Annotated in this window: 17 protein-coding genes and 1 tRNA gene; 10 read left to right on the top strand and 8 right to left on the bottom strand. The window is 72.4% G+C overall.

The features are described 5' to 3' along the window. Window positions 1-299 precede the first annotated feature (299 nt). The 3 genes from AB0D31_RS32575 (at window position 300) to AB0D31_RS32565 (ending at window position 2,731) form a co-directional block, all read left to right on the top strand. A complete protein-coding gene (locus AB0D31_RS32575) occupies window positions 300-791 on the top strand; it encodes a SigE family RNA polymerase sigma factor (protein WP_362729843.1) in 492 nt (163 codons plus the stop codon). Continuing rightward, on the top strand, window positions 784-1,257 hold the full coding sequence (locus tag AB0D31_RS32570) for a hypothetical protein (RefSeq protein WP_362729840.1): 474 nt from the start codon (window positions 784-786) through the stop codon (window positions 1,255-1,257). Before AB0D31_RS32575 ends, AB0D31_RS32570 begins: the two co-directional genes overlap by 8 nt. A gap of 100 nt (window positions 1,258-1,357) precedes the next feature. Then, a complete protein-coding gene (locus AB0D31_RS32565) occupies window positions 1,358-2,731 on the top strand; it encodes a DUF2079 domain-containing protein (protein ID WP_362729845.1) in 1,374 nt (457 codons plus the stop codon). A gap of 37 nt (window positions 2,732-2,768) precedes the next feature. Here AB0D31_RS32565 and AB0D31_RS32560 read toward each other — a convergent pair whose 3' ends face one another. The 5 genes from AB0D31_RS32560 to AB0D31_RS32540 form a co-directional block, all read right to left on the bottom strand. After that, window positions 2,769-5,345 (bottom strand): FtsX-like permease family protein, encoded by a 2,577-nt coding sequence (locus tag AB0D31_RS32560; RefSeq protein WP_362729838.1) that lies wholly within the window; start codon window positions 5,343-5,345, stop codon window positions 2,769-2,771. After that, the gene (locus tag AB0D31_RS32555; protein ID WP_362729835.1) at window positions 5,342-6,139 is read right to left on the bottom strand and encodes an ABC transporter ATP-binding protein; all 798 of its coding nucleotides are present in this window, start codon (window positions 6,137-6,139) and stop codon (window positions 5,342-5,344) included. Before AB0D31_RS32555 ends, AB0D31_RS32560 begins: the two co-directional genes overlap by 4 nt. A gap of 661 nt (window positions 6,140-6,800) precedes the next feature. Beyond that, window positions 6,801-7,721, bottom strand: coding sequence for a cellulose-binding protein (locus AB0D31_RS32550; protein ID WP_362729832.1), 921 nt, complete (start codon window positions 7,719-7,721; stop codon window positions 6,801-6,803). Window positions 7,722-8,065: 344 nt separating this feature from the next. Beyond that, window positions 8,066-10,894, bottom strand: a complete 2,829-nt coding sequence (locus AB0D31_RS32545; protein WP_362729829.1) for an SUKH-4 family immunity protein — start codon at window positions 10,892-10,894, stop codon at window positions 8,066-8,068. Window positions 10,895-10,902: 8 nt separating this feature from the next. Further along, window positions 10,903-11,889, bottom strand: coding sequence for an HNH endonuclease (locus AB0D31_RS32540; protein WP_362729826.1), 987 nt, complete (start codon window positions 11,887-11,889; stop codon window positions 10,903-10,905). Between the two features lie 365 nt (window positions 11,890-12,254). On the opposite strand from AB0D31_RS32540, the gene AB0D31_RS32535 reads away from it, so the two are divergent. Both AB0D31_RS32535 and AB0D31_RS32530 read left to right on the top strand, forming a co-directional pair. Further along, window positions 12,255-12,857 (top strand): YwqJ-related putative deaminase, encoded by a 603-nt coding sequence (locus AB0D31_RS32535; protein ID WP_362729823.1) that lies wholly within the window; start codon window positions 12,255-12,257, stop codon window positions 12,855-12,857. A gap of 45 nt (window positions 12,858-12,902) precedes the next feature. Further along, window positions 12,903-13,391 (top strand): SUKH-3 domain-containing protein, encoded by a 489-nt coding sequence (locus tag AB0D31_RS32530; protein ID WP_362729821.1) that lies wholly within the window; start codon window positions 12,903-12,905, stop codon window positions 13,389-13,391. 403 nt (window positions 13,392-13,794) lie between these two features. Here AB0D31_RS32530 and AB0D31_RS32525 read toward each other — a convergent pair whose 3' ends face one another. Continuing rightward, window positions 13,795-15,114 (bottom strand): histidine kinase, encoded by a 1,320-nt coding sequence (locus tag AB0D31_RS32525; RefSeq protein ID WP_362729818.1) that lies wholly within the window; start codon window positions 15,112-15,114, stop codon window positions 13,795-13,797. 166 nt (window positions 15,115-15,280) lie between these two features. On the opposite strand from AB0D31_RS32525, the gene AB0D31_RS32520 reads away from it, so the two are divergent. The 4 genes from AB0D31_RS32520 (at window position 15,281) to AB0D31_RS32505 (ending at window position 18,910) form a co-directional block, all read left to right on the top strand. Beyond that, window positions 15,281-16,141, top strand: a complete 861-nt coding sequence (locus AB0D31_RS32520) for a hypothetical protein (protein ID WP_362729817.1) — start codon at window positions 15,281-15,283, stop codon at window positions 16,139-16,141. Between the two features lie 27 nt (window positions 16,142-16,168). Continuing rightward, window positions 16,169-16,240, top strand: a tRNA-Gln gene (locus tag AB0D31_RS32515). A 129-nt stretch (window positions 16,241-16,369) separates the two neighbouring features. Further along, a complete protein-coding gene (gene glmU / locus AB0D31_RS32510) occupies window positions 16,370-17,818 on the top strand; it encodes a bifunctional UDP-N-acetylglucosamine diphosphorylase/glucosamine-1-phosphate N-acetyltransferase GlmU (RefSeq protein WP_362729814.1) in 1,449 nt (482 codons plus the stop codon). Between the two features lie 117 nt (window positions 17,819-17,935). Then, a complete protein-coding gene (locus AB0D31_RS32505; RefSeq protein WP_114039280.1) occupies window positions 17,936-18,910 on the top strand; it encodes a ribose-phosphate diphosphokinase in 975 nt (324 codons plus the stop codon). Between the two features lie 565 nt (window positions 18,911-19,475). Here AB0D31_RS32505 and AB0D31_RS32500 read toward each other — a convergent pair. Continuing rightward, window positions 19,476-20,363, bottom strand: coding sequence for a serine hydrolase (locus AB0D31_RS32500; RefSeq protein ID WP_362729811.1), 888 nt, complete (start codon window positions 20,361-20,363; stop codon window positions 19,476-19,478). Then, window positions 20,360-21,310 carry a LysR family transcriptional regulator gene (locus AB0D31_RS32495; protein ID WP_362729808.1) on the bottom strand — a complete coding sequence of 317 codons (951 nt, stop codon included), beginning with the start codon at window positions 21,308-21,310 and terminating at the stop codon, window positions 20,360-20,362. Before AB0D31_RS32495 ends, AB0D31_RS32500 begins: the two co-directional genes overlap by 4 nt. Before the next feature lie 288 nt (window positions 21,311-21,598). On the opposite strand from AB0D31_RS32495, the gene AB0D31_RS32490 reads away from it, so the two are divergent. Beyond that, a complete protein-coding gene (locus AB0D31_RS32490; RefSeq protein WP_362729805.1) occupies window positions 21,599-22,186 on the top strand; it encodes a 50S ribosomal protein L25/general stress protein Ctc in 588 nt (195 codons plus the stop codon). Window positions 22,187-22,284: the final 98 nt, after the last annotated feature.

Raw genomic sequence — 22,284 nt, 5'->3', positions numbered from 1 at the left:
GACGAGCGCCTTTCGGGCGCTAACGGGGTCTGGGGCGGAGCCCCAGCAACCCCGCCGCCTTCGGGTGCGGACCGTGCTGGGGCACCCGCGCAGTTCCCCGCGCCCTGTAGGGCGCCCCACGCCGAACAGTCGAGCCCACCGCGGCGGAGCCGCGCAAGGGCACAGCCCCGCGGCCCCCGAGCGGGGCACCCGGTGCCGGGGCCTCGGGAGGGGCTGGGGGAAAGTTGGGGTGGGGTGTCAACCGGGAGGGGGGTGCTGGGCGTATACCCCGTGAGACCTATCCAGCCACGGGAGCCGCATTGACCGACGAGGAGTTCGAGGGGTTCTACGCGCGCGCCGTGAAACCGCTGGTGGGCCAGGTGTACCTGATGACGGGCGACCTCCACGAGGCCCAGGACGTCGTCCAGGAGGCATTCGTACGGGCCTGGGGCCGCAGGGCAGGGCTGGACGCGGGCGCCGGCCCGGACGCCTGGGTGCGAACCGTGGCGTGGCGCCTGGCCATCAGCCGATGGCGCCGCGGCCGCAGGGCCGCGGAGGCCTGGCGGCGTCACCACCGCGCGCACACCGGGCCCGCCCCCGAACCCGACCCCGGCACCGTCGCCCTCGTGGACGCCCTGCGCACCCTCTCCGACCGCCAGCGCCGCGTCGCCGTCCTGCACTACGTGTGCGACCTCAGCGTGGACCAGGTCGCCCACGAGACCGGCATCTCCGCCGGGACCGTCAAGACCCACCTGTCGCGCGCAAGGGCCGCCCTCGCGCCCCGTCTCCTGGAGGAGGAACACGGTGTCTGACGTCCACCGGGACGAGGAGTTCCTGGCCCGCGCCCTGAAGCGGGCGGCCGACGCGGGGGCCCGGCACACCGTGGCCGAACCCGCCGAGCGCGTCGCGGCCCGCGGCCTGCGCCGCCGCCGGCGCAACCTCGCCGCGCTCGCCGCCTGCGCGGTGTGCCTGCTTGCCGGGTCCGGCGCCGCGCTCGGCGTACGGCTCCAGGAGAGCGCGCCGGTGCCGCCCGCCGGCGTTCCTGCCGACGCCTCGCCCAGCGGCGCGCATTCCGGGTCGGCCTCCCCCGTACCGGGGCAGGGGTCGCCGTCCCCGGCGCCGGACTCCCCCTCGTCGTCCGCCCTGCCGGACCCGGCCCACGCCTCGCAGCCCGGTCCGCCGTCCGGCTCGCCCTCGGCGTCCGTCCCGACCGGCTCCGGCCTCCCCGTGCGCGGCACGCCCTCCGGCACCGTCACCCCGACCACCCCCGCCCGCTGAACCAAGGAGTCCCACCGTGTCCGGAGTCCTGCTCACGCTGCCCGAACAAGGAACCGCCGCCGGCTCCCCCGAAGCGGGTGGACAGCGGCGACCGGGCCGCCTGCGGGGGCGAATACTCCCGCGGCGGGCAGCCGACCCCTATCTGCTCGCCGCCGCACTCTTCGCCGCGTACACCGTGCTCGGGGTGGAGCGCTACCGCCGGATGGAGACCCTCTCCTGGGACCTCGGCATCTTCGAGCAGGTGGTCCGCGCCTACGCCCACCTCCAGGCGCCCGTCGCCGACCTGAAGGGGCCCGGCACCAACATCCTCGGCGACCACTTCAGCCCGGTGACCGCCCTGCTCGCCCCCGCCTACCGGCTCTTCCCCAGCCCCGTCACCCTGCTCGTCGCGCAGGCCGCCCTGTTCGCGCTCGCCGCCGTCCCGGTGACCCGTGTCTCGGCCCGGCTGCTCGGGCGCGGCCCCGGCCTCGCGGTCGGTGTCGCGTACGGACTGTCCTGGGGGATCCAGCGCGCCGCCGACTTCGACTTCCACGAGATCTGCTTCGCCGTCCCGCTGATCGCCTTCAGTCTGGAGGCGGTGCTGCGCGGACGGTGGCGCGCGGCGCTCTGGTACGCGCTGCCCCTGGTTTTCGTGAAGGAGGACCTGGGTCTGACGACGGCCGCGCTCGCCGTAGTCGTCGCGGTGCGCGCCCGCCGTGTCTCGCCCCGCACCGCCCGGTGGGCGCTGGCCGTGGCCGCCCTCGGGGTGGTGGCCACCCTGGTCACCCTCACCCTCGTCATCCCCGCCTTCAACTCCACCGGCGGCTACGACTACTGGAGCAAGGTGGACGGGGGCGACGCGGCGGGCCCGTTCGCCGCCTGGCACCTCAAGCTGCGCACCCTGGCCTGGATCCTGCTCCCCACCACCGGCCTGATCGCCCTGCGCTCCCCGCTGCTGCTCGTCGCCCTGCCCACCCTGAGCTGGCGCTTCCTGTCGTCGGACGACCACTACTGGTCCACGGACTGGCACTACAGCGCCGTCCTGATGCCGGTCGTCGCGCTCGCGCTCACCGACGCGGTGGCCACCGCACGGCACAGCCCGTACACGTGGCTGCGCACCCATGCCCCGAAGCTGCCGCTGTGCGCGGCCGTCGCGGCTCTCGCGCTCACCCCGTCGCTGCCCCTCGCGGCACTGACCGAGCCGGGCACGTACCAGAAGAGGCCTCAAGTAGCCGAGGCGGAAGCTCTGTTGGCGCGGATCCCGGACGGGGCGACCGTGGAGGCGGACATCGGTCCGATCGCCCGGCTCACCTCTCGCTGCCGGGTCTTCTGGGTGGGCTCGGCCCGCCCGGTCACCCCGCGCTTCATCGCGATCGACAACTCCGACGGCTGGGCGGGCGACCCCGTCCAGTACGCCACGACGCTGCACCCCGGCGCCCGATACACGGTCGCCGGGGTGGCAGGGGGTTATGTGCTGCTGCGGCTCACGACGTGACCCGCGGGACCGTACGAGCCCACCAGCGGGGGCTGAACTAGTCGGTCGCGATCGCGTTCAGTACGTTCATCCGGCCCGCCCGGAACGCCGGGATCAGCGCGGCGAACAGACCCACGAACGCGGAGGCCACGAACACGGTGGTGATGGTGGGCCAGGGGATCTCCAGGACACCCATGCCCTCCAGGGCGAGCAGCTTCTGCGCGGTGGTGCCCCAGCCCATGCCGAGCCCCAGGCCCAGCAGCGCGCCGAACAGGGCGATCACCACGGACTCCAGGCGGATCATCCGGCGCAGCTGCCGGCGCGAGAGGCCGATCGCCCGCATCAGGCCGATCTCCCTGGTCCGCTCGACCACCGACAGGGCGAGGGTGTTCACCACGCCGAGCACCGCCACGATGATGGCGAGGGCGAGCAGTCCGTACACGATGTTCAGGAGCTGGCCGATCTGGTCCTTCAGGTCCTGCTTGAAGTCGGCCTGGTTCTGCACCTTGTACTGCGGATACGCCTTCAGCGACTCCTTGAGGGAGGCGTAGGCGTCCTTCGCCCTCCCGTCGTCGGCCTTGGCGAACATCAGCATGTTCTTGGGCATCTTGTCGGCCGGCAGGTAGCGCGCGACGGTCGTGATGTTGGTGTACATCGCGCCCTTGTCGACGCTGGTGTCGTCCGAGGTGATCGCCGCGACCTTCAGTTTCGCGGTGGCGCCGCCTTTGAAGGCGATGGTCATGGAGGAGCCGACCTTGACGCCGTGTTCCTTGGCGTACGTGTCGCCCACCGACATCGCGCCGCTGCCGTACGCCGCCGCCAGGTCGCCGGCGACGGTCGTGCGCCGCAGGTCCTGACGGTAGGTGGGGTCGGCGGCGGTGACCTGGTCGTCGATCGTCTTGCCGTCGGGGGCGGTCAGCTTCGCGTCGACCGCCTTGTAGTTGGTGACGTGGGCGAGGCCCGGGGTTTTCCGCAGCGCGTCGGCGGCCTGCGGCACGATGGGCTGGCCGGTGCCGGAGGAGACGATGAAGTCGGCGCCGACCGACTTGTCGAGCTCGTCGGTGGCCGATGCGACCATCGAGGAGCCGACCACCGACAGACAGGCCACCAGAGCGAGCCCGATCATCAGGGCCGCGCCGGTCGCCCCCGTACGCCGCGGGTTGCGCAGCGCGTTGCGCTCGGCCATCCGCCCGACGGGTCCGAACATCCGCAGCACCAGGGCGCTGATCACCCGCACCACACCGCCGGCGAGCAGCGGGCCGATGACGACGAAGCCGATCAGGGTGAGCACCACGCCGAGCCCGAGCAGGAGCGAACCTGCCGATGCCTGCGAGGAGTTGGCGGAGGCGAACAGGGCGGCGGTGCCCGCGCCGGTCAGGACCAGGCCGATGGCGGCCCGGATCGCGCCGGCCTTGGCGTCGCCCGGGGTGCCGGCGTCCCGCAGGGCGGCCATCGGCGAGATCTTCCCCGCGCGGCGGGCCGGGATGTACGCGGCGACGACGGTCACCACGACACCGAGGACGAGACCGATGACGGGCGTCGTCCACTGGACAGTGAGGTCGCCGGTTGACAGCTCCATGCCGATGGAGCCCATCACCTTCATCAGGCCGACGGCGAGTCCGACGCCCGCGCCGACCCCGAGGACCGAGCCGACCACGCCGAGCAGCACCGCCTCCACCAGCACGGACCGGTTGACCTGCTCGCGGCTGGAGCCGATGGCGCGCATCAGACCGATCTCGCGGGTGCGCTGGGTGACCAGCATCGAGAACGTGTTGACGATGAGGAAGATGCCGACGAGGAAGGCGATCAGGGCGAAGCCGAGCATCGCCCACTTCATGACGTCGAGGAACGAGCCGACACTCGCGCGGCCGTCGTCCGCCGCCTCCTTCGCCGTCTGGAGCTTGTACGGGCCCGACCCGAGCGCGGCCGCCACGTCCCGCTTGAGCCGGGGATCGCTCACGCCGTCCGCGGCAGTGACGTCGATGTGCGTGAACTGGCCCGCGCCGCCGAGGAGTTCACGCTGCGCGGTCGCGGTGTCGAAGTAGACGATGGCCGCGCCGGGGTTGGTCACCTTGAAGGTGGCGATGCCGGTGATCTTGGCGGTGAAGTCGCCGGTGACGGCGATGGTGCGCAGCTCGTCACCGATCTTGAGGTGGTGCTTGTCGGCGGTGTCGGCGTCGACCATCATCTCGGTCGGCCCGCGCGGGGCGCGGCCCGAGGTGATCTCCATTGCCTTGAGGTCGTTGTCGGTCCAGTTGCCGGCGATGGTCGGGGCGCCGGTGGTGGATCCCATGTTCTCGTTCTTGGCGTTGACTACGGTGACGTTGGTGCTGCCGACCGCGCCCTCCGCCTTGCGGACGCCGGGCACTTTGGCGACCTTCGCGACGAGCGAGCCGGGCAGCGCGTCGGGCTTGCCCGTCTGTGACGGGGCACCGTCCGCGGTGGCCGACTTGGGGCTGACGGTGACGTCGGCCGAGGTCGCCGCGAACAGTTTGTCGAAGGTGGTGTTCATGGTGTCGGTGAAGACGAGCGTGCCGCACACGAACGCCACCGACAGCAGGACCGCGACGGCCGAGAGCGCCATCCGTCCCTTGTGCGCGAGGACGTTGCGCATCGAGGTCTTGAGCACGCTCATGACGTACGCCCCCGCGCGTCAAAATCCTTCATCCGGTCGAGGACGGCCTCGGCGGTGGGGCGGAGCATCTCGTCGACGATGCGGCCGTCGGCGAGGTAGAGCACCCGGTCCGCGTAGGAGGCGGCGACCGGGTCGTGGGTGACCATCACCATGGTCTGGCCCAGCTCGTCGACGGACTGACGCAGGAAGCCGAGCACCTCGGCGCCGGCCCGCGAGTCCAGGTTTCCGGTCGGCTCGTCACCGAAGATGATCTCCGGCCGGGCCGCCAACGCCCGCGCCACGGCGACGCGTTGCTGCTGCCCGCCGGAGAGCTGGGTGGGCCGGTGCTTCAGCCGTCCAGCCAGACCGACGGTCTCCACCACACGCTCCAGCCACTGCGCGTCGGGCTTGCGGCCCGCGATGTCCATCGGCAGCGTGATGTTCTCCAGCGCGTTCAGCGTCGGCAGCAGGTTGAACGCCTGGAAGATGAACCCGATCCGGTCGCGGCGCAGCTGGGTCAGCTTCTTGTCCTTGAGGCCGGTGATCTCGGTCTCGTCCAGATAGATCTGACCGCTCGTCACGGTGTCGAGCCCGGCGAGGCAGTGCATGAGCGTGGACTTGCCGGAACCCGACGGGCCCATGATCGCGGTGAACTGTCCCCGGGCTATGTCGACATCGACGTGGTCGAGCGCCACGACCCGGGTCTCCCCCGACCCGTACGCCTTCACGACCTGGCGCGCCCGAGCCGCGACCGCCGTACGTCCTCCGGTGCCGCCGGTGCCCCCGTGCCGGGGAATGGTCACAGCCGTTGTCACGGTGATTCTCCTAGGTCATGTTCAGCCAGTCGCTGACGTACGTCTTGAGTCTCGGGCAAGGCGATGCTTGGCGCCCTGGTGCCCAGCGCAGTCTTGGGGGTGGGGTTTTCCCCACCCCGCCGCGGCTTCCCCCGTGGCTTCCCTGCGGTAAGACCAAGGTAAGGAGCGGATGGGGGCGTCACCTCCTCCGCCGGGACGAACGCCCCCTGCCCCGGAGTAGGGACCGCCCCCTAGGGGTCTCCGCCCCGGTGGGGGCCGACCGCGCAGTTCCCCGCGCCCTTGGCTCCGCTTTCGTGTGCGGACCGTGCTCGCTTCTCGCGCAGTTCCCCGCGCCCCTTAAAACCTGCCGCCGGGTGCGGGCCGGTGGGGGCTGGGCGCGCAGTTCCCCGCGCCCCTTAAAAGCTGCCGCCGGGTGCGGGCCGGTGGGGGCTGGGCGCGCAGTTCCCCGCGCCCCTTGGCTCCGGCGGGCGCGAGCTGGGCCGAGGGGCGAGGCACCCCTGTATGCCGGGCGAGCGCAACTCCGCTGGGGGCGCGGGGAACTGCGCGGGCGGCCCCCACCGGCGCGCAGCCGGAAACCGTGGGGACCCAGGGCGGAACCCGTCGGGGGTGGGCGGCGAGCTCAAAGTCAGGCGGGCGGGGTACCCAGCCGGCAGGCTCGGGGTCAGGCGGGCGGAGGCTCCGGGTCCTGTTGGGTCGGGGGACGGCGGCCCGTCAGGGCGGACAGGGCGTCACGCACATGAGCCATATGCGCCCGCATCTCCGCCCGCACCACCTCGTGCTCACCCACCACCCCCTCCGCCTCGCCGACAACCCGCCCCGCAACACCTCGCGCCCCCGCAACCAGCTCCGCCGCCCGAGCCTCCGCCTCCTCCTCCGCACGACGCGCACCCTCCTCCGCCTCGGCGAAATCGCGCCGCGCCCCGTCGAGCGCCGCCTCCGCCGCACGCGTCAGCTTCGCGACCCGCGCCTCCAACTCCCCCTCGCGCACGGCCTGTTCACGCTCACCGGCGACAAGCGCCTCCGCGTGGTCCCGCTCCTGCCCGGCCAGCTGCGCCTCGCAGCGCCGAACCGCCGAGGCCAGCTCTTCGGCCGCCTCCGCCCGCCGACCCTCCGCCTCGCCGCGCGCGGCGGCCCGCAATTCGTCCGCCTCCGTACCGGCATCGAGCAGCGTCCGCTCCACCCACTCCTGCGCGTCGGCGAGTACCGCCTGGCTGTGCGCCCGCGCCGCGTCCCTGGCCGCCCGGCCCGCCTCCTCCGCCGCGCGCACCGCATCCGCCGCCGCCTCCTCGGCCGCGGCCCGCACCTCGTCGGCCTCCTCGGCGCAGAGTGCGAACAGCTCACGGGCCTGCCCGCCGAGCGCCTCGTACGTCTGCGGCGCGAGCCCGGCGACCTGCTCCCGCAGCCGCGCCGCCCGCTCCGTCAGCTCGTCGACGAGGGCGGCGAGCCGCGCCTCCCCCTCCCGGGCCGCCTCCGCTTCCCGTACGAGCCGGGCCACCGCGGGGTCGACCTGGTCGGGACGGTAGCCACGGCCCCGGCCGGTCCCGAACGGCCGCGCCGACGACGGCACCGATGCTGCGCTCATCCCGAAAGCCCTCTCTCCCACACCCCGGCCGATCGAAACGAAGTGGCCGATATGGCGACACTCCGCCCACATGACACGCTCAAGGATGCGTCAATCGGCGCCAGAAGGGGACATCGCGCGGGCACCGAACGACCAAAGCGACCACCGAAACACCACCGAACCCACCAACCCCACCGACGCAACGGCCGAAGCGGCGGTCCGAAGTGAGGACCGAAGCGAGGCCCGAAGCGACAGACGAAGCGACAGACGAAGCGACGTTCCGAAGAGGCGGCCAGCGCCACGAAACCACCGAGGCGCCCACCGCGACCCGCGCGGTGAGCGCCTCCGGCGAACGAGGACAACGGTCAGAGCAGCCCGTCCCACATCTGTTCAAGCAACACCGACCACCAGCTCTCCGGCGACGCCAGCGCCGCCGGGTCGAGCGCCGCGAGCTGCGCCTGGAAGTCGACGGTCCAGCGGCCCGCCTGCTCCGGGTTGAGCCCCGACCGCAGCCGCCACATCCGGCCGAGCAGCGCGAGGGAGCGTACGAACTCGGGCAGCCCCGAGTTCACGAACTGCGGCGGCACCGACTGCCCGCCGGGCCCCGCCTCCACCGGCACCGCCACGATGTTCGCGGTCCCGTACTGGACGCAGATCGCCCGCCCGAAGTCGGAGCCCATCACCAGGTACGAGCCCGCGTCCGCGGCCGGCTGCACCCCGCGCTGCTGCGCGAGCTCCGCCAGCGTCGGCACCGGCTGGCCCGGCACGGCCTGCGCCCAGAAGAACGGGCCCAGGTCCACCGGAAGCCCCGCCCACACCAGCGTGACCGCGACGGCCTCCGGCACGCCCTGACGCGACACCGCACGCTGGTCGAAACGGAACACGCCCTGCGGGCCGAACGCACCCGTCAGCTCGTGCGCCACACCCTCCGGCGGCAGCGGCGGCGCCGGCTGCACCGCCGGAATCGGCGCCCGCACCGGCTGCGGCCGAGCGGGACCGTCCGCGACCTGCGCCAACTCGCCCTGGTGGGTGAGCAGATGCTGCACACCCTGACGACGCGAGCCGTGCTCCTTGCCGTACGGGGCGACATGCGTGATCCGCACCTGCGGCCACTGCTCACGGATCATCCGCGCGCAGTAGCCGCCCGGCAGTTCGCACGACTCCAGCTCGGTGTGGAGTTCCAGTACATGGTCCGCGGGCACGTTCATCGACCGCAGCTCGTGGAAGATCTGCCACTCCGGGTGCGGAATGCCCGGCGCCGAACGGCGGATGAGCTGCTGCTCGGAGCCGTCGGGCGCGCGGTAGCGCAACACCGCCTGGTAACCGGGGCCCACCGTGGGCAGCCCGGCGGGGGGCTGCTGGGGATAGCCGTACGCGGGCGGCGGCGGCACGGCGCCGACCGGCGGCATGCCGGGCGGCCCGGGCGGCTGCGGAACCCCGCCACCGGCACCCATCTGTCCCGGACCCGCCAGCATCGTCGCCGCGTGGTGCACACCGCCGCCGGGAACTCCGGGGCCACCGGGAACACCGGGAGCGGCAGGCGGCATGGGAGCGCCGGGCCCACCCGGGCCCCCCGGACGACCAGGCTGACCCGGCGGGCCGGGGGGCATCGGCACCCCAGGGGCTCCGGGCGCCCCGGGAGCCATGGGCGCACCCGGCCCACCAGAACCCGCGGAGCCCATACGCCCCGGGTCGGCCAGCATCGTCGCGGCGTGGTGCACACCGCCGGGCGGCGTCTGCGGCACACCGGGAGGCACGGGCGGCACCGGTGCCCCGGGCCGGCCCGGGGCTCCCGGAGGACCGGGCGGGACGGGGGCGCCGGGCGCACCGGGCGGGCCCGGCGGCATCGGCGCGAGGCCCGACTGACCCCCGAGGCTCGGGTCCGCGAACATCGTCGCGGCGTGGTGCACATCGCCCCGCGCGGGCGGCGGAGTGGGCGAACCGGGCGGCTGGGGCGGCTGCGGCCCCTGCCCCTGCCCCTGGCCGCGCCCGTCCGGCCCGAGCTGCGACACGAGCTGCGTGGGCAGATGGCCCCCGACCGACCCACCCGGAGGCGGAGTCGAACCCGGCACCGGGCCCGCCGGGGGAACGCCCGGACGGGCACCCGGAGTTCCCGGGGCGCCGGGCGGCGGCGGAGTCGTCGAACCCCCGCCGCGCGAGGCCCGCGCCCCCGGCGGCGGCCCGACCGCCTTGCTGGTCGCGGCGTCCGCGATGTCGCCGGCACCCAAAGGCACGGCGGAACCCGGGGGGGCGGCGGAACCCGAGGGCGCGGGGTACGCCACCGCAGGAACCGCAGGACCACCGGGCGCCGGGGTCGCACCCGGCGAGGTCGCACCTGGCTGAGGCGCACCCCCCGGGGCACCCGGAGTACCCGGTGCGCCCTGACCATCCGGGGCGCCCCGCTGCGGGTCGTACGCGGGCGCGAGCGCCGTCGGCGGCAGCTGACTGCCGCCCGCCATCAACGCCGTCTTCGCCTCGGGCAGCACCTTCGGCGGCGCCGCGTCGTCACCGTCCGAACCGGACAGGGCGGGCGAGTACACCGTCGCGGGCAGCGGTACGGAACCGTCGTCCGACCCGGCGTTGGTGTCCGTCCCCGCCCAGGGCGTGGCTCCGGCAGGGGTCTCCGCACCGGGAGCCCGTCCCTGCGGCGAAGCCGCACCCGTACCCGCAGCGGCCGGCCAGACGGGCTCGGCGGGTGCCGAAGGTCCACCGGCACCAGACCCACCGGCTCCCTGCGACTGCGACTGGGGCTGGGGTTGGGGCTGGGGCTGGGAGGTCCCGGAGGCAGTGGCAGAGGCGGCGCCCGCACCCCGCCGGTCCGGGATGCCCAGCCGGTCGGCCGCCTCCTGCAACCACTCCGGCGGGCTCAGCAGGAACGACGTCTGGTTCAGATCGATACGCGCCGGGGGCTCCGGCGCCGCCGGCGCGTTCTCGGGCACCCCGTACTCCTCCTCGTACCGGCGGATCACCTCACCCACCGGCAGCGCCGGCCACAGCGAGGCGTCCCCGCTGTCCCGGGCGATCACCAGGCGCTGCGCGCCGCCGTCGACCGCGGGCCCGTTCTCACGGTCCTCCGCCCACACCACGAAACCCAGCTCGAACTCCCGCACCCGCACCTCACGGTGCTGGTACGCGGGCACATCGCCGTTGATCCACTCTTCCGCGCGCTCCTGCGCCTGAGCGAAAGTCACCATCGGCCGGCTCACTCCCCTACCGAGGTCGTCTCGACGACGCGCGCGAAGCCGCCGTCCACCATCAGGTTCGCCACGGTCTCCAGCTCCGGCGGATTGCCCGCGAGCCGCGCCAGGAACGCGTCGAAATCGTCACCGCAGGGCAGCAGCAGCCGCTCCACCCGCTCGTTCACGCTCAGGCCGTCCTGGTCCCGCGCGTCGTCGTACGCGCAGAACCAGACCGAGCCGGGCGCGGAGCCGCGCACCTTCACGGCGAGGATCCCGCCCTGGACGAACGCGACACCCAGATAGTCCTTGGTGAGGTGATCGCGGAGACACTTGTTGATGTAGACCAGGTCGTTGACGGCCGCCTCCTCGCGCACCGTGAAGAACGGCTGGTCCACCAGGAGGCCCAACTCCGCGTCGAGCGCCGCGCCGACCGGGGCGCAGCCGCCCGCGGCCTTCAGGAACGAGCGGTAGGCGCCGGGCAGCCGGTACCCCAAGTCCTCCTCCACACCGAGGAGTTGGGACTCCGACACCGCCACCGACCCCTTCGGCAGACCGAAGTGCGCGGGCCGCGTCTCCTGCAACGGGCGCGTGCCCCGCTTGTCGTGCTCGACCTGCGCGGTGGCCAGACCGCCGAAGTGACGCAGCAGCGCCTTCACCTCGACCGGCACCAGTTCGAGACGGCGGCCGCCCGCCACGTGGTGCCACGTCCAGCCGTGCGGCGTCGCCACCGCGGCGATCGTGTCCCACAGCTCGTGGCCCGACGCGGCCAGCGCCGCGTTCGCCGACACGTAGTCGGTCAGCCGGAGCTCGTCCACCCCGAACCCCTCGGGGGGCTCGGCGATCTCCACCCCCGCACGGGCGTACGCGGAGAAGACCGGGAAGCCGTTCTCGTCCACCCGCACCCCTCTGGGATGCCGGGCGGCGCGGACCGGGTCCGGGAAGTGCACGACCTGCCCGGCGTAGGCCGCGTTCGGTGGCGCGGCATGCTGCCCGAGCCGACCTGTCGTCATGGCGGTTGCCCCCTGCTGCGTACTCCTGCGTCTGGCTGGTGAGGACCAGACTATGCGGTGGTGCAATACCGGGAACCGGCCCCGCGATCCGGTCACCAACGGTCACGCACATATCACCCTGCGCCGGTGATACGTCGCTTATCACGCCCCAGCTTCCGTACCACCACTCACATTTGGCAGGCTGTCCCCGCAACTCGGGGGCGCTGACACGTGCGGCTGAAGCCGCCGCCAGTGGGAGGAACACCAGCACCATGCAGACCGCAGCAGACGAAACATCCACAACACGGGCCGCGCGCGGGGGGCCGGGGGGGCCTGGGGGCGCACCGGGTACGCCGACACCGGGGGCCACCCTGGCGCCAGGACCGATGCTCGGCACGCCGGGGGCGGACGGTACGAGTTCGCCTGGAGGGACCCATTCGCCGGGGCCGGGGGCCACGAACTCGCCGGGTGGTCCGAACCCGCCGGGGCCGGGGGCCACGAACTCGCCGGGTGGTCCGAACCCGCCGGGTGACCCGCGCCTCACCTGGAGCGCCACGGCGACCACCGCCGCGCCCTTACTCCGTCACCGTCGCGACGGCATCCTCCCCGCCATAGCCGCCGCGCTCTCCGTCCGCGGCGAAACCCTCACCTGCACCGCGGGCAAGGGCGAACAGCCGCCCGTCCTGCACACCCTCGTCCAGGACTACCTCGACACCCTCACCAGCGGCCAGCGCGAACGCTTCACCGGCCGCTGCCCCGAAGCGATCCTGCTCTCGCGCCACCTGACCGCCGTCGAGACGGGACGTTCCAAACGCGCCCAGCGCAAACCCCTCACCCACGGCGAAGCCCGCCGCGCCCTCAAACACGCCAAGCTGACCGCGCGCCGCATACGCGAGGACGGCGACCCCCTGCACGGCAGTTACGCCCCTCCCTGCCGCTCCTGCACCGCGCTCCTGGCCCACTTCGGCGTCCGCAGCGTCGAGCCGTAGACCCGGCACCGCACCCCGCCCCCTCCCACCGAAAGGCCGCGGCCGATGCCGGACACCTCGACCACCCGCTTTCCCGTCCCCGTCGACGCCGCCCTGCGCTCCGCCGGCTGGCAGCCCGGCCGCTGGGACATCCGCCAGGCCGAGGCCTGGGCCGACGTGCTGCGCGGCCACGCCTCCCCCGCGGGCCACCGGCACACCGTGTTCCCCGCCGCCGTGGAAGCCTGGGCCGAATTCGGCGGGCTCCGCCTCACCGCGCCGGGCCCCGGCCGCCGCAACGCCCCGGCCGCCCTGCGCTTCGACCCCCTCGCCGGACTCCACCTCGCCCGCACCCTGGCGGACCTCGGGCGGGCCCTCGACACGGACATCGCGCCGCTGGGCGAGGAGGGCGATCAGCAGGCGGTGCTCGCCATCGACGCGGAGGGCCGCGTGTACTCCCTCGACCACACCGGCGACTGGTACCTCGGCCCCGACATCGACCACGCCCTCAACACCCTGATCACCGGCACCCAGCCGGTCCGCCTGACAGCGGGCTGAGCCCTCGCGCCGCCCCGACGGCCCGGCGGCCTGACGCCCCCACTGCTCGGCGCCGAACATCAGCCGCCTTCCCACACCGTGAGGGATGTCGGGATGGGACGGGATGGAGTGGAGTGGCCCCCGGCCTTTGGGGCGGAGCCCCCGGGCTTTGGGGCGGAGCCCCCGGCCCCCGCAGTTCGGGTGCGGACCGTGCTGGGGAGTTCGGGTGCGGACCGTGCTGGGGCCCCGCGCAGTTCCCCGCGCCCCTAGTAGGGCACCCGGCGCCGAGAACCCGCACCCACTACCGGAGCCATCCCAAGCAAGGCCACCCGATGCCGAGACGGCACCCGGTGGCCCGGGGGCGCCGCCAGTGCGGCACTCGGCGACGCGAACGGGCCGGCCCGCAGGCCACCCGGCACGGGCCTTACGGCGTGACCACCGTGCGGTCCGGGAGGACTGCCGAGACGCGGAAGCCACCCTCATCCGTCGGCCCCGACACGAACACCCCGCCCAACCCCAGCACCCGCTCCCTCATCCCCACCAGCCCATTCCCCCCGCTCGGCAACCCCGCATCCGCCGTGACCCCGTCCGCAGGCCCGTTCTCCACCTGCATCGCCACCTCGGCCTCCCGGTACGCCAGCCGCACCATCACCTTCGCGCCCGCCGCATGCTTGTGCACATTGGTCAGCGCCTCCTGCACCACCCGGTACGCCGTCTGCTCCACCAGCGCGTCACACCCCCGCGCCTCCCCCTGCACCATCAGCTCCACCACCATCCCGGCCTCCCGGGACTGCCCCACCAGCGCCTCGATGTCCGCCAGACACGGCCCCTCCTCCGCGGCCGCCGCGGCCACCGCCGCCGCCACCCCCACCGCCGCAAGCGGCACCGCGTCCACCCGCACCGCCACCGGCTGCGGATCAGCCGCCCGCAACACCCCGAGCATCTCCCGCAACTCCGTCAACGCCTGACGCCCCATGTCACCCACGAGCGCCGCGTTCTTCACGGCCTTCTCCGGATCCTTGCGCGCCACCGCCTGCAACGCCGCCGCGTGCACCACCATCAACGACACCCGATGCGCCACCACGTCGTGCATCTCCCGGGCGATACGCGTCCGCTCCTCCGTACGCGCCCACTCCGCCCGCTCCTCCGCCCGGTCCGCGAGCAGCGACAACTCCCGCTCCAGCGAATCCGCCCGCTCCCGCAACGACTCCATCAGCCGCCGCCGCGCCCCTATATACAGCCCGTACAGCAACGGCGGACCCGAGATGCCGACCGACATCACCACCGACACCAGCGGCACGTACCAGCGCCCCGGGTCGTACTCACCCCGCGCCACACTCTGGTGCATCCGCACGAACGTGACGATGAACGTCCCCGCCACCGACATCCCCGCCAGCGCCGCCGTGATCCTGCGCGGCACCTCGGACGCGGCCAGCGTGTAGAGCCCCACCACGCTCAGCATGAACCCCATGCCGGCCGGGGTCACCGCGATCGACACCAGCACCACGGCGATCGGCCACCGCCGCCGCAGCACGAGCGAGGCCCCCGCCACCAGTCCGAGCACCACCGCCGCCGGCACGGGCAGCCCCGAGTCCCCGGCGAAGTTCACACCCTCCAGCGCACACTCCAGCGCGGAGAACACCCCGAGCGAGACATCCAGCACGGCGCCACGCCTGCGCTCCCACCACCACCAGCCACGGGAGGTCAACCCCGTGGCTTCCTGGTCAGCCCCCGTTGCGGTCATGGCTCCCAGCCTACGGGCGGGCGCGAACGTTTTTCCTTCACCTTTTTCCACAGCGCGAGCGGCACGAAATCACCCCGAACACGCCGGAAATCACCATCCATCCCACGATGGAGTGAATACGCCGATTCCTCGACCGGACGTCCGCATTCCGGACGAGCGTGGCCGTATGACATCGACCACACCCGGCAAGTACGCCGACTTCGAGGCCTTGCGCGAGCAGGCGATCGCGCTGCGGCGCGAGGGGTTCAGCCTGCGCCAGATACGCGACCGCCTGCACATCGACAACAACGACATCCTCCACCGCCTGGTGAAGGGTGAACCGGCCCCGGAGTGGACCAAACGCCCCAACGCCAAGGACGACCTACGCGAACGCGCCCGGCAGCTCCGCACGCAGGGCATGACGTACGACCAGATCCAGGTCGAGCTCGGCTGCTCGAAGAGCTCGATATCGCTGTGGGTACGCGACCTCCCCAAGCCCGAGCCCCGGTACACCGAAGCGGAACGACACGCCCTGATGCATCAGGGGCTCGCCCGGCTTCGCGCCGCGCAGGACGAGGAGCGCCGGGAAACCAAAGCGGCAGCCCGCGACGAGGTCGGGAAGCTCTCGGACAGGGAGCTGTTCCTCGTCGGTGTGGGCCTCTACTGGGCCGAGGGAGCGAAGGACAAGACCTACCGCCGCTGCGAGCAGTTGCAGTTCATCAACAGCGATCCCGGAATGATCCAGGTCTACCTCAACTGGCTGGAGCTACTGGGCGTCCCGCGGGAGCGGATGCGCTTCCGCGTCAGCATCCACGAATCGGCCGACGTCGCCGAAGCCGAGCGATTCTGGGCCGAACTGGCCGGGGTCGACCCCGCCACCTTCCAGCGGGCCACGCTCAAGAAACACAATCCACGCACCAACCGGAGGAACACGGCTGACGCATACCGGGGCTGCCTCGTGATCTACGTGACCAAGGCCGCCGATCTCTACCGTCGCGTGGAGGGCGCCTGGTGCGGCATAGTGTTGAGTGCCAATCCGGCGACCTGACCAATTGTCCGGTTTAGTCGGTTTCCATCCCCCGTGGTGTAATTGGCAGCACTGGGGCTTTTGGTGCCCTATGTCCGGGTTCGAGTCCTGGCGGGGGAGCTATGCGAGCGGGTCCTGACGATTTTCGTCAGGACCCGCTCGCATTTCCCCAGCCCCCACCCCGATTTCATCCGCGAAACCCCCCGGTATCCTTCGGATGTCCACCCCCCGAAGCCGAAGGGCACCTCCGTGAGCGCAACCCGCCCGGCCGCCGTCGTCGTCCTCGCCGCGGGTGAGGGCACCCGCATGAAGTCGGCCACTCCCAAGGTTCTGCACGAGATCTGCGGGCGCTCGCTCGTCGGCCACGTCGTGGCAGCCTCCCGTGAGCTCGACCCCGAGCACCTCGTCGTGGTCGTCGGCCACGCCCGCGAGCAGGTCTCCGCGCACCTGGGTGCGGTCGACGCGGGTGTGCGAACCGCCGTCCAGTACGAGCAGAACGGCACCGGGCACGCGGTGCGGATGGCGCTTGAGGAGCTGGGCCAGTCCATCGAGGGCACGGTCGTCGTGGTGTGCGGCGACACCCCGCTGCTGAGCGGCGCCACGCTCGCGGAGCTGACCCGTACGCACGAGAACGACCGCAACGCCGTGACCGTGCTGACCGCCGAGGTCGCCGACTCGACCGGCTACGGCCGCATCGTGCGGGACGACGTCTCGGGCGCGGTCACCGCGATCGTCGAGCACAAGGACGCGACCGACGCGCAGCGCGCGATCCGTGAGATCAACTCCGGTGTGTTCGCGTTCGACGGCGCGCTCCTCGCGGACGCGCTGGGCAAGGTGCGTACGGACAACAGTCAGGGCGAGGAGTACTTGACGGACGTGCTCGGGATTCTGCGGGAGGCGGGGCACCGGGTGGGTGCGTCGCTCGCGGGGGACTTCCGGGAGATCCTGGGGATCAACAACCGGGTGCAGCTGGCGCAGGCGCGCCGGCTGCTGAACGACCGTCTGCTGGAGCGGGCGATGCTCGCGGGTGTGACGGTGGTGGATCCGGCGACGACGTTCGTGGATGTGCAGGTGACGTTCGAGCAGGACGCGGTCGTGCATCCGGGGACGCAGCTGCTCGGTGCGACGCATCTGGCTTCCGGCGCGGAGGTCGGTCCGAATTCGCGTCTGACGGACACGGTCGTGGGCCGGGGCGCGCGGATGGACAACGCGGTGTCGTACGACTCTGAGGTGGGCGAGGGTGCGACGGTCGGGCCGTTCGCCTATTTGCGTCCGGGTACGCGGCTCGGTGTGAAGGCCAAGATCGGTACGTACGTCGAGACGAAGAACGCGACGATCGGTGAGGGGACGAAGGTTCCGCATCTGTCGTATGTGGGGGACGCGACGATCGGTGAGTACACGAACATCGGCGCGGCCAGCGTGTTCGTGAACTATGACGGTGAGTCGAAACACCACACGACGATCGGCTCACACTGTAAGACGGGTTCGGACAACATGTTTGTTGCGCCCGTCACAGTGGGGGACGGTGCTTACACCGCCGCGGGTTCGGTGATCACGAAGGATGTGCCGGCGGGTTCGCTGGCCGTGGCGCGGGGCCAGCAGCGGAATATCGAGGGTTGGGTGGAGCGCAAGCGTCCGGGAAGTGCTGCCGCGCAGGCCGCTCAGGCTGCGGCCGAGCAGCCGGTTGGCGAGAACTGACCGGATTCGGGCGCGTCTTTCACGGGCTACCGTGATAGGTGCACATATTCGGCTGGCTCGCGGCGAGAGGGACCGCGCGGGCGCAGCAGCATCGAACTTGTCTGAGGAGACTGTGCTGTGACCGGGATCAAGACGACCGGCGAGAAGAAGCTGATGCTCTTCTCCGGCCGCGCCCACCCCGAGCTGGCCGAGGAGGTTGCGCACCAGTTGGGTGTGGGCCTCGTGCCGACGAAGGCCTTCGACTTCGCGAACGGTGAGATCTACGTTCGTTTCCAGGAGTCGGCGCGTGGTGCGGACTGCTTCCTGATCCAGAGCCACACGGCTCCGATCAATAAGTGGATCATGGAACAGCTGATCATGATCGATGCCCTGAAGCGGGCGTCGGCACGATCCATCACCGTGATCATTCCGTCCTACGGCTATGCCCGTCAGGACAAGAAGCACAAGGGCCGCGAGCCGATCTCGGCGCGTCTGGTCGCCGACCTCCTGAAGACGGCCGGCGCGGACCGCATCCTCACGGTCGATCTGCACACGGACCAGATCCAGGGCTTCTTCGACGGTCCGGTGGACCACCTCACGGCGCTTCCGGTCCTCGCGGACTACGTGGGTGCGAAGGTCGACCGTTCGAAGCTGACGATCGTGTCGCCGGACGCCGGCCGGGTACGGGTCGCCGACCGCTGGTGCGACCGGCTGGACGCGCCGCTGGCGATCGTGCACAAGCGCCGCGACAAGGACGTCGCGAACACGGTGACGGTGCACGAGGTCGTCGGTGACGTGAAGGGCCGCGTCTGCGTCCTGGTGGACGACATGATCGACACGGGTGGCACGATCTGCGCCGCGGCGGACGCGCTGTTCGCGCACGGTGCGGAGGATGTCATCGTGACGGCCACGCACGGCATCCTGTCGGGTCCGGCCGCGGACCGTCTGAAGAACTCCAAGGTGAGCGAGTTCGTGTTCACGAACACGCTGCCCGACCCGTCGGACCTGGAGCTTGACAAGATCACGGTCCTCTCGATCGCGCCGTCGATCGCGCGTGCGGTCCGTGAGGTGTTCGAAGACGGCTCGGTGACGAGCCTCTTCGAGGAGAACTAGCAAGTAGCCGCAGGGAGTTGGGGCCGCGTCCACTTTTGGACGCGGCCCTTCTTCACACCCCGGCCGGTGCGTCGTGCCCTATGGCCGCGCGGACCTGTGCCACCTACGCGGCTCCGCCACGACGAACGCGACCCGTTCGGCGCCGGGTGCCCTACAGGGGCGCGGACCTGTGCCACCTGCGCGGCTCCGCCACGACGAACGCGACCCGTTCGGCGCCGGGTGCCCTACAGGGGCGCGGGGCTGTGCCACCTGCGCGGCTCCGCCACGACGAACGCGACCGGTTCGGTGCCGCGTGCCCTACAGGGGCGCGGGGAACTGCGCGAGACGCGGGCACGGTCCGCAGACGAAATCGGGGTTGAAGGGGCGCGGGGAACTGCGCGACCAACCACCCACCGGTCCGCGGCCGAAAGCCAGGCTGGGGGCGCCCCCAGTTCCCACGCCAAACCTCCCCGGCCCGCGGCCGAAAGCCCGGTTGGGGCGCACCCCAACTCACCCGCCAACCCGCCCGGCCCGCGGGCGAAAGCGGGGTTGGGGCGCGCCCAGTTCACACGCTCCCTCGCCCAGTTCACACGCTCCCTCGCCCGGCTCGCAGCGCGTCCACCGCGATCCGGGCCGCGCGCCCGACCGCCGCATCCGCCGCAGGCAACGTCGCCGCCGTGGACGCCGCCCGGGTGAAGACCGCGACGGCGTACCGTCCCCCGTCGGGGTATTCGACCACCCCCGCCTCATGCCGCTGCGTAGGCAACGACCCCGTCTTCCCGCTGACGCGTACGTCGTCGAAGGGGAACCCGGAGGCAAGCCGGTGGCTCCACGCCTGGACTCCGAGCACGGCGCGCAGCTCCTCGCCCCACTCCCCGCCGCACACCTCGTCGCGCCAGACCGCCCCGAGCAGCTGGGCCATTTCGCGTGGGGTGGAGCGGTTGGTGCGGGCCGGGTCGAGGGCAGTGAGGCGGGCGACGGCTGCGGGGTCGACGAGGGCGGCGGCCCCGCCGGAGCCGGCGTCGGCGAGCAGCGTCGCGTACAGGTCGGCCTGGTTGTGGACGGCGATGGTGCGGCGAAGACCGAGGGCGCTCATGGTCGCGTTGACGGTGTCGAGGCCGACGTGGTCCCACAGGACGTCGGCCGCGGCGTTGTCGCTGACGGCGATGGAGAGTGAGGCGAGGTCGCGCGGGGAGAGCCGGGCCGCGTCGCGCATGACGGCGAGTCCGGTGGGGCCGGGGGCGCGGCCGGCGGCCGGGATGTCGAGGGGGGTCGCGGGGTCGAGACGGCCGGCGGCGGCTTCGCGGTAGAGAGTGGCGACGAGGCACAGCTTGTGGACGCTGGCGGTGGAGACGGGGGTGTCGGCGCCCAGCGCGACGGTGGAGCCGGTGTCGATGTCGGTGGCGCAGAGCGCTCCGCTGACCCCGGCGTCGGTGAAGGCGGCGGTGATACGGCCACGTACGGGGGTGTTCACAGCGGGAACTCCGATGCGGGGCGGGGGAACAGGCGCCGTTGCGGGGTGGCGGGGACGAGCCCGGCGTGTTCGCGCAGGACGTCGTGGGCCGCTTCGGTGAAGAGGCGGACGGCGGGTCCGTCGCGTCCGGCGGGCCAGGCGGTGGAGGTGCGCCAGGTGAGCGGGGTGCCGCGCAGGGGGCGCCAGGTGGTGCCGGGTTCGGGGGCGGGCCGGGGCAGCAGGGCGACGACGTGGGTGCCGGACAGGATGAGGGCATGGGTGAATTCGCTGCCGGTGACATCGCGTACGGCGCCGGGGGTGCAGCCGTGGCGGGCGCAGGCGGTGAGTGTTTCGTCGTGGAGGGCGGGGGCGGTGGCACGGGGGAAGAGGAGGAGTTCGCGGCCGTCGAGGTCGCGTACGTCGATCGCGGTGTGCCGGGCGAGGGGGTCGTCGACGGCGAGGAGCGCGCCGAGCGGCTGGTGGAGCTGGGGGCCGAAGCCGAGGCCGGTGGCGGGGCAGGGGTGGCGGACGATGCCGGCGTCGAGGGTGCCCGCAGTCAGTTCGGCGGTCTGCTCGGCGGTGGTGAGTTCGCGCAGGTCGAGGGTGCCGCCGGGGCTGCGGTCGCGGTAGGCGGTGAGCAGGGCGGCGACCGTGGCGCCGCCGAGCTGGGGCGGTACGGCGGCGCGCAGGGTGCCGGCGGCGCCGCCCTGGACGCGGCCGACGAGGGTACGCAGCCGGTCGGCGGCGTCGAGCAGGGTGTGCGTTTCGGCGAGGACGAGGCGGCCGGCGGGGGTGAGGGTGGCGCCGGTGCGGCCACGGTCGAGGAGGCGGACGCCGAGTTCGCGTTCGAGGCGCTGGATGCGCTGCGAGAGGGAGGGCTGGGCGACCCGCAGGCGTTCGGCGGCACGGCCGAAGTGCTGTTCTTCGGCGACGGTCCGGAAGTACCTGAGGTGCAGCAGCAGGTCCATGAGCGGCAAGGATAGGGGAATGCCTATGGGGAATCGTCCGATAGGTGCGCCCGGGACAGAGCGATGGGGTCGTCCGTACGCGGCCGCCGGTTGATCCATCCGTACGCCGCCGGTTGATCCAATTGGGCGGTCGGGGAGTCGACGGGTACTCTGGGGCAGTTGCTCGGCGAGGGAGGCCGTATCCGGGGTATCCGGAGTACGGCGGTCCGTTATCGACGCGCTCTTCGTAGCAGGCCAGTCGTGGCCGGGTGACCACCTTTTTGGGATCACTTTCTACGAGGAGTGCACATGGCTGAGATCAAGCTTGCCGCCGACGTCCGTACCAGCTTCGGCAAGGGCGCTGCCCGCAGCATCCGCCGCGAGAACAAGGTTCCGGCGGTCATCTACGGTCACGGCACCGAGCCGGTCCACGTGACCCTGCCCGGCCACGACCTGCACCTGGCGCTGCGTACGGCGAACGTCCTGCTCTCCCTGGACATCGACGGCAAGACCGAGCTCGCCATCCCGAAGGCCGTCCAGCGCGACGCCATCAAGGGCTTCCTGGTCCACGTCGACCTGCTGCTCGTCAAGAAGGGCGAGAAGGTCACGGTCGAGGTCGCGGTCGAGACCGAGGGCGACCTGGCCCCGGGCAGCTTCCTGGTCGAGAACGTGCTGAACACGCTCTCCGTCGAGGCCGAGGCCACCCACATCCCGACCTCCGTCACCGTCTCCATCGAGGGCCTCGAGGCCGGCGCGGCGATCCACGCCAAGGACATCAAGCTGCCGTCGGGCACCACCCTGGCCACCGACCCCGAGGCCGTCGTCATCCAGATCCTGGCCGCGCAGGCCGAGGAGCCGGCCGCCGACACCGAGGCCGCCGAAGGCGCCGAGGCCTGAGCCGCACGCTCTGCCTGAGGTCCGTGCGGGGCACGGGTCTTCGACGGGGCGGCGGGCCCCCCCGGGCCCCCCCCCCCGCATTTCGTTGTAAGAGGAGG

Origin of the sequence: Streptomyces sp. NPDC048361 (assembly GCF_040651795.1) — a bacterium.
GTDB lineage: Bacteria > Actinomycetota > Actinomycetes > Streptomycetales > Streptomycetaceae > Streptomyces.
This window is presented reverse-complemented; position numbering and strand designations above follow the sequence as displayed.

Bases quoted from the DNA above. Each gene is read 5' to 3' on its own strand.
- AB0D31_RS32540 (WP_362729826.1), bottom strand. From the start codon at position 11,889: ATGACGACAGGTCGGCTCGGGCAGCATGCCGCGCCACCGAACGCGGCC.
- AB0D31_RS32530 (WP_362729821.1), top strand. From the start codon at position 12,903: ATGCCGGACACCTCGACCACCCGCTTTCCCGTCCCCGTCGACGCCGCC.
- AB0D31_RS32535 (WP_362729823.1), top strand. From the start codon at position 12,255: ATGCTCGGCACGCCGGGGGCGGACGGTACGAGTTCGCCTGGAGGGACC.
- AB0D31_RS32520 (WP_362729817.1), top strand. From the start codon at position 15,281: ATGACATCGACCACACCCGGCAAGTACGCCGACTTCGAGGCCTTGCGC.
- AB0D31_RS32490 (WP_362729805.1), top strand. From the start codon at position 21,599: ATGGCTGAGATCAAGCTTGCCGCCGACGTCCGTACCAGCTTCGGCAAG.
- AB0D31_RS32560 (WP_362729838.1), bottom strand. From the start codon at position 5,345: ATGAGCGTGCTCAAGACCTCGATGCGCAACGTCCTCGCGCACAAGGGA.
- AB0D31_RS32545 (WP_362729829.1), bottom strand. From the start codon at position 10,894: ATGGTGACTTTCGCTCAGGCGCAGGAGCGCGCGGAAGAGTGGATCAAC.
- AB0D31_RS32495 (WP_362729808.1), bottom strand. From the start codon at position 21,310: ATGGACCTGCTGCTGCACCTCAGGTACTTCCGGACCGTCGCCGAAGAA.
- AB0D31_RS32525 (WP_362729818.1), bottom strand. From the start codon at position 15,114: ATGACCGCAACGGGGGCTGACCAGGAAGCCACGGGGTTGACCTCCCGT.
- AB0D31_RS32550 (WP_362729832.1), bottom strand. From the start codon at position 7,721: ATGAGCGCAGCATCGGTGCCGTCGTCGGCGCGGCCGTTCGGGACCGGC.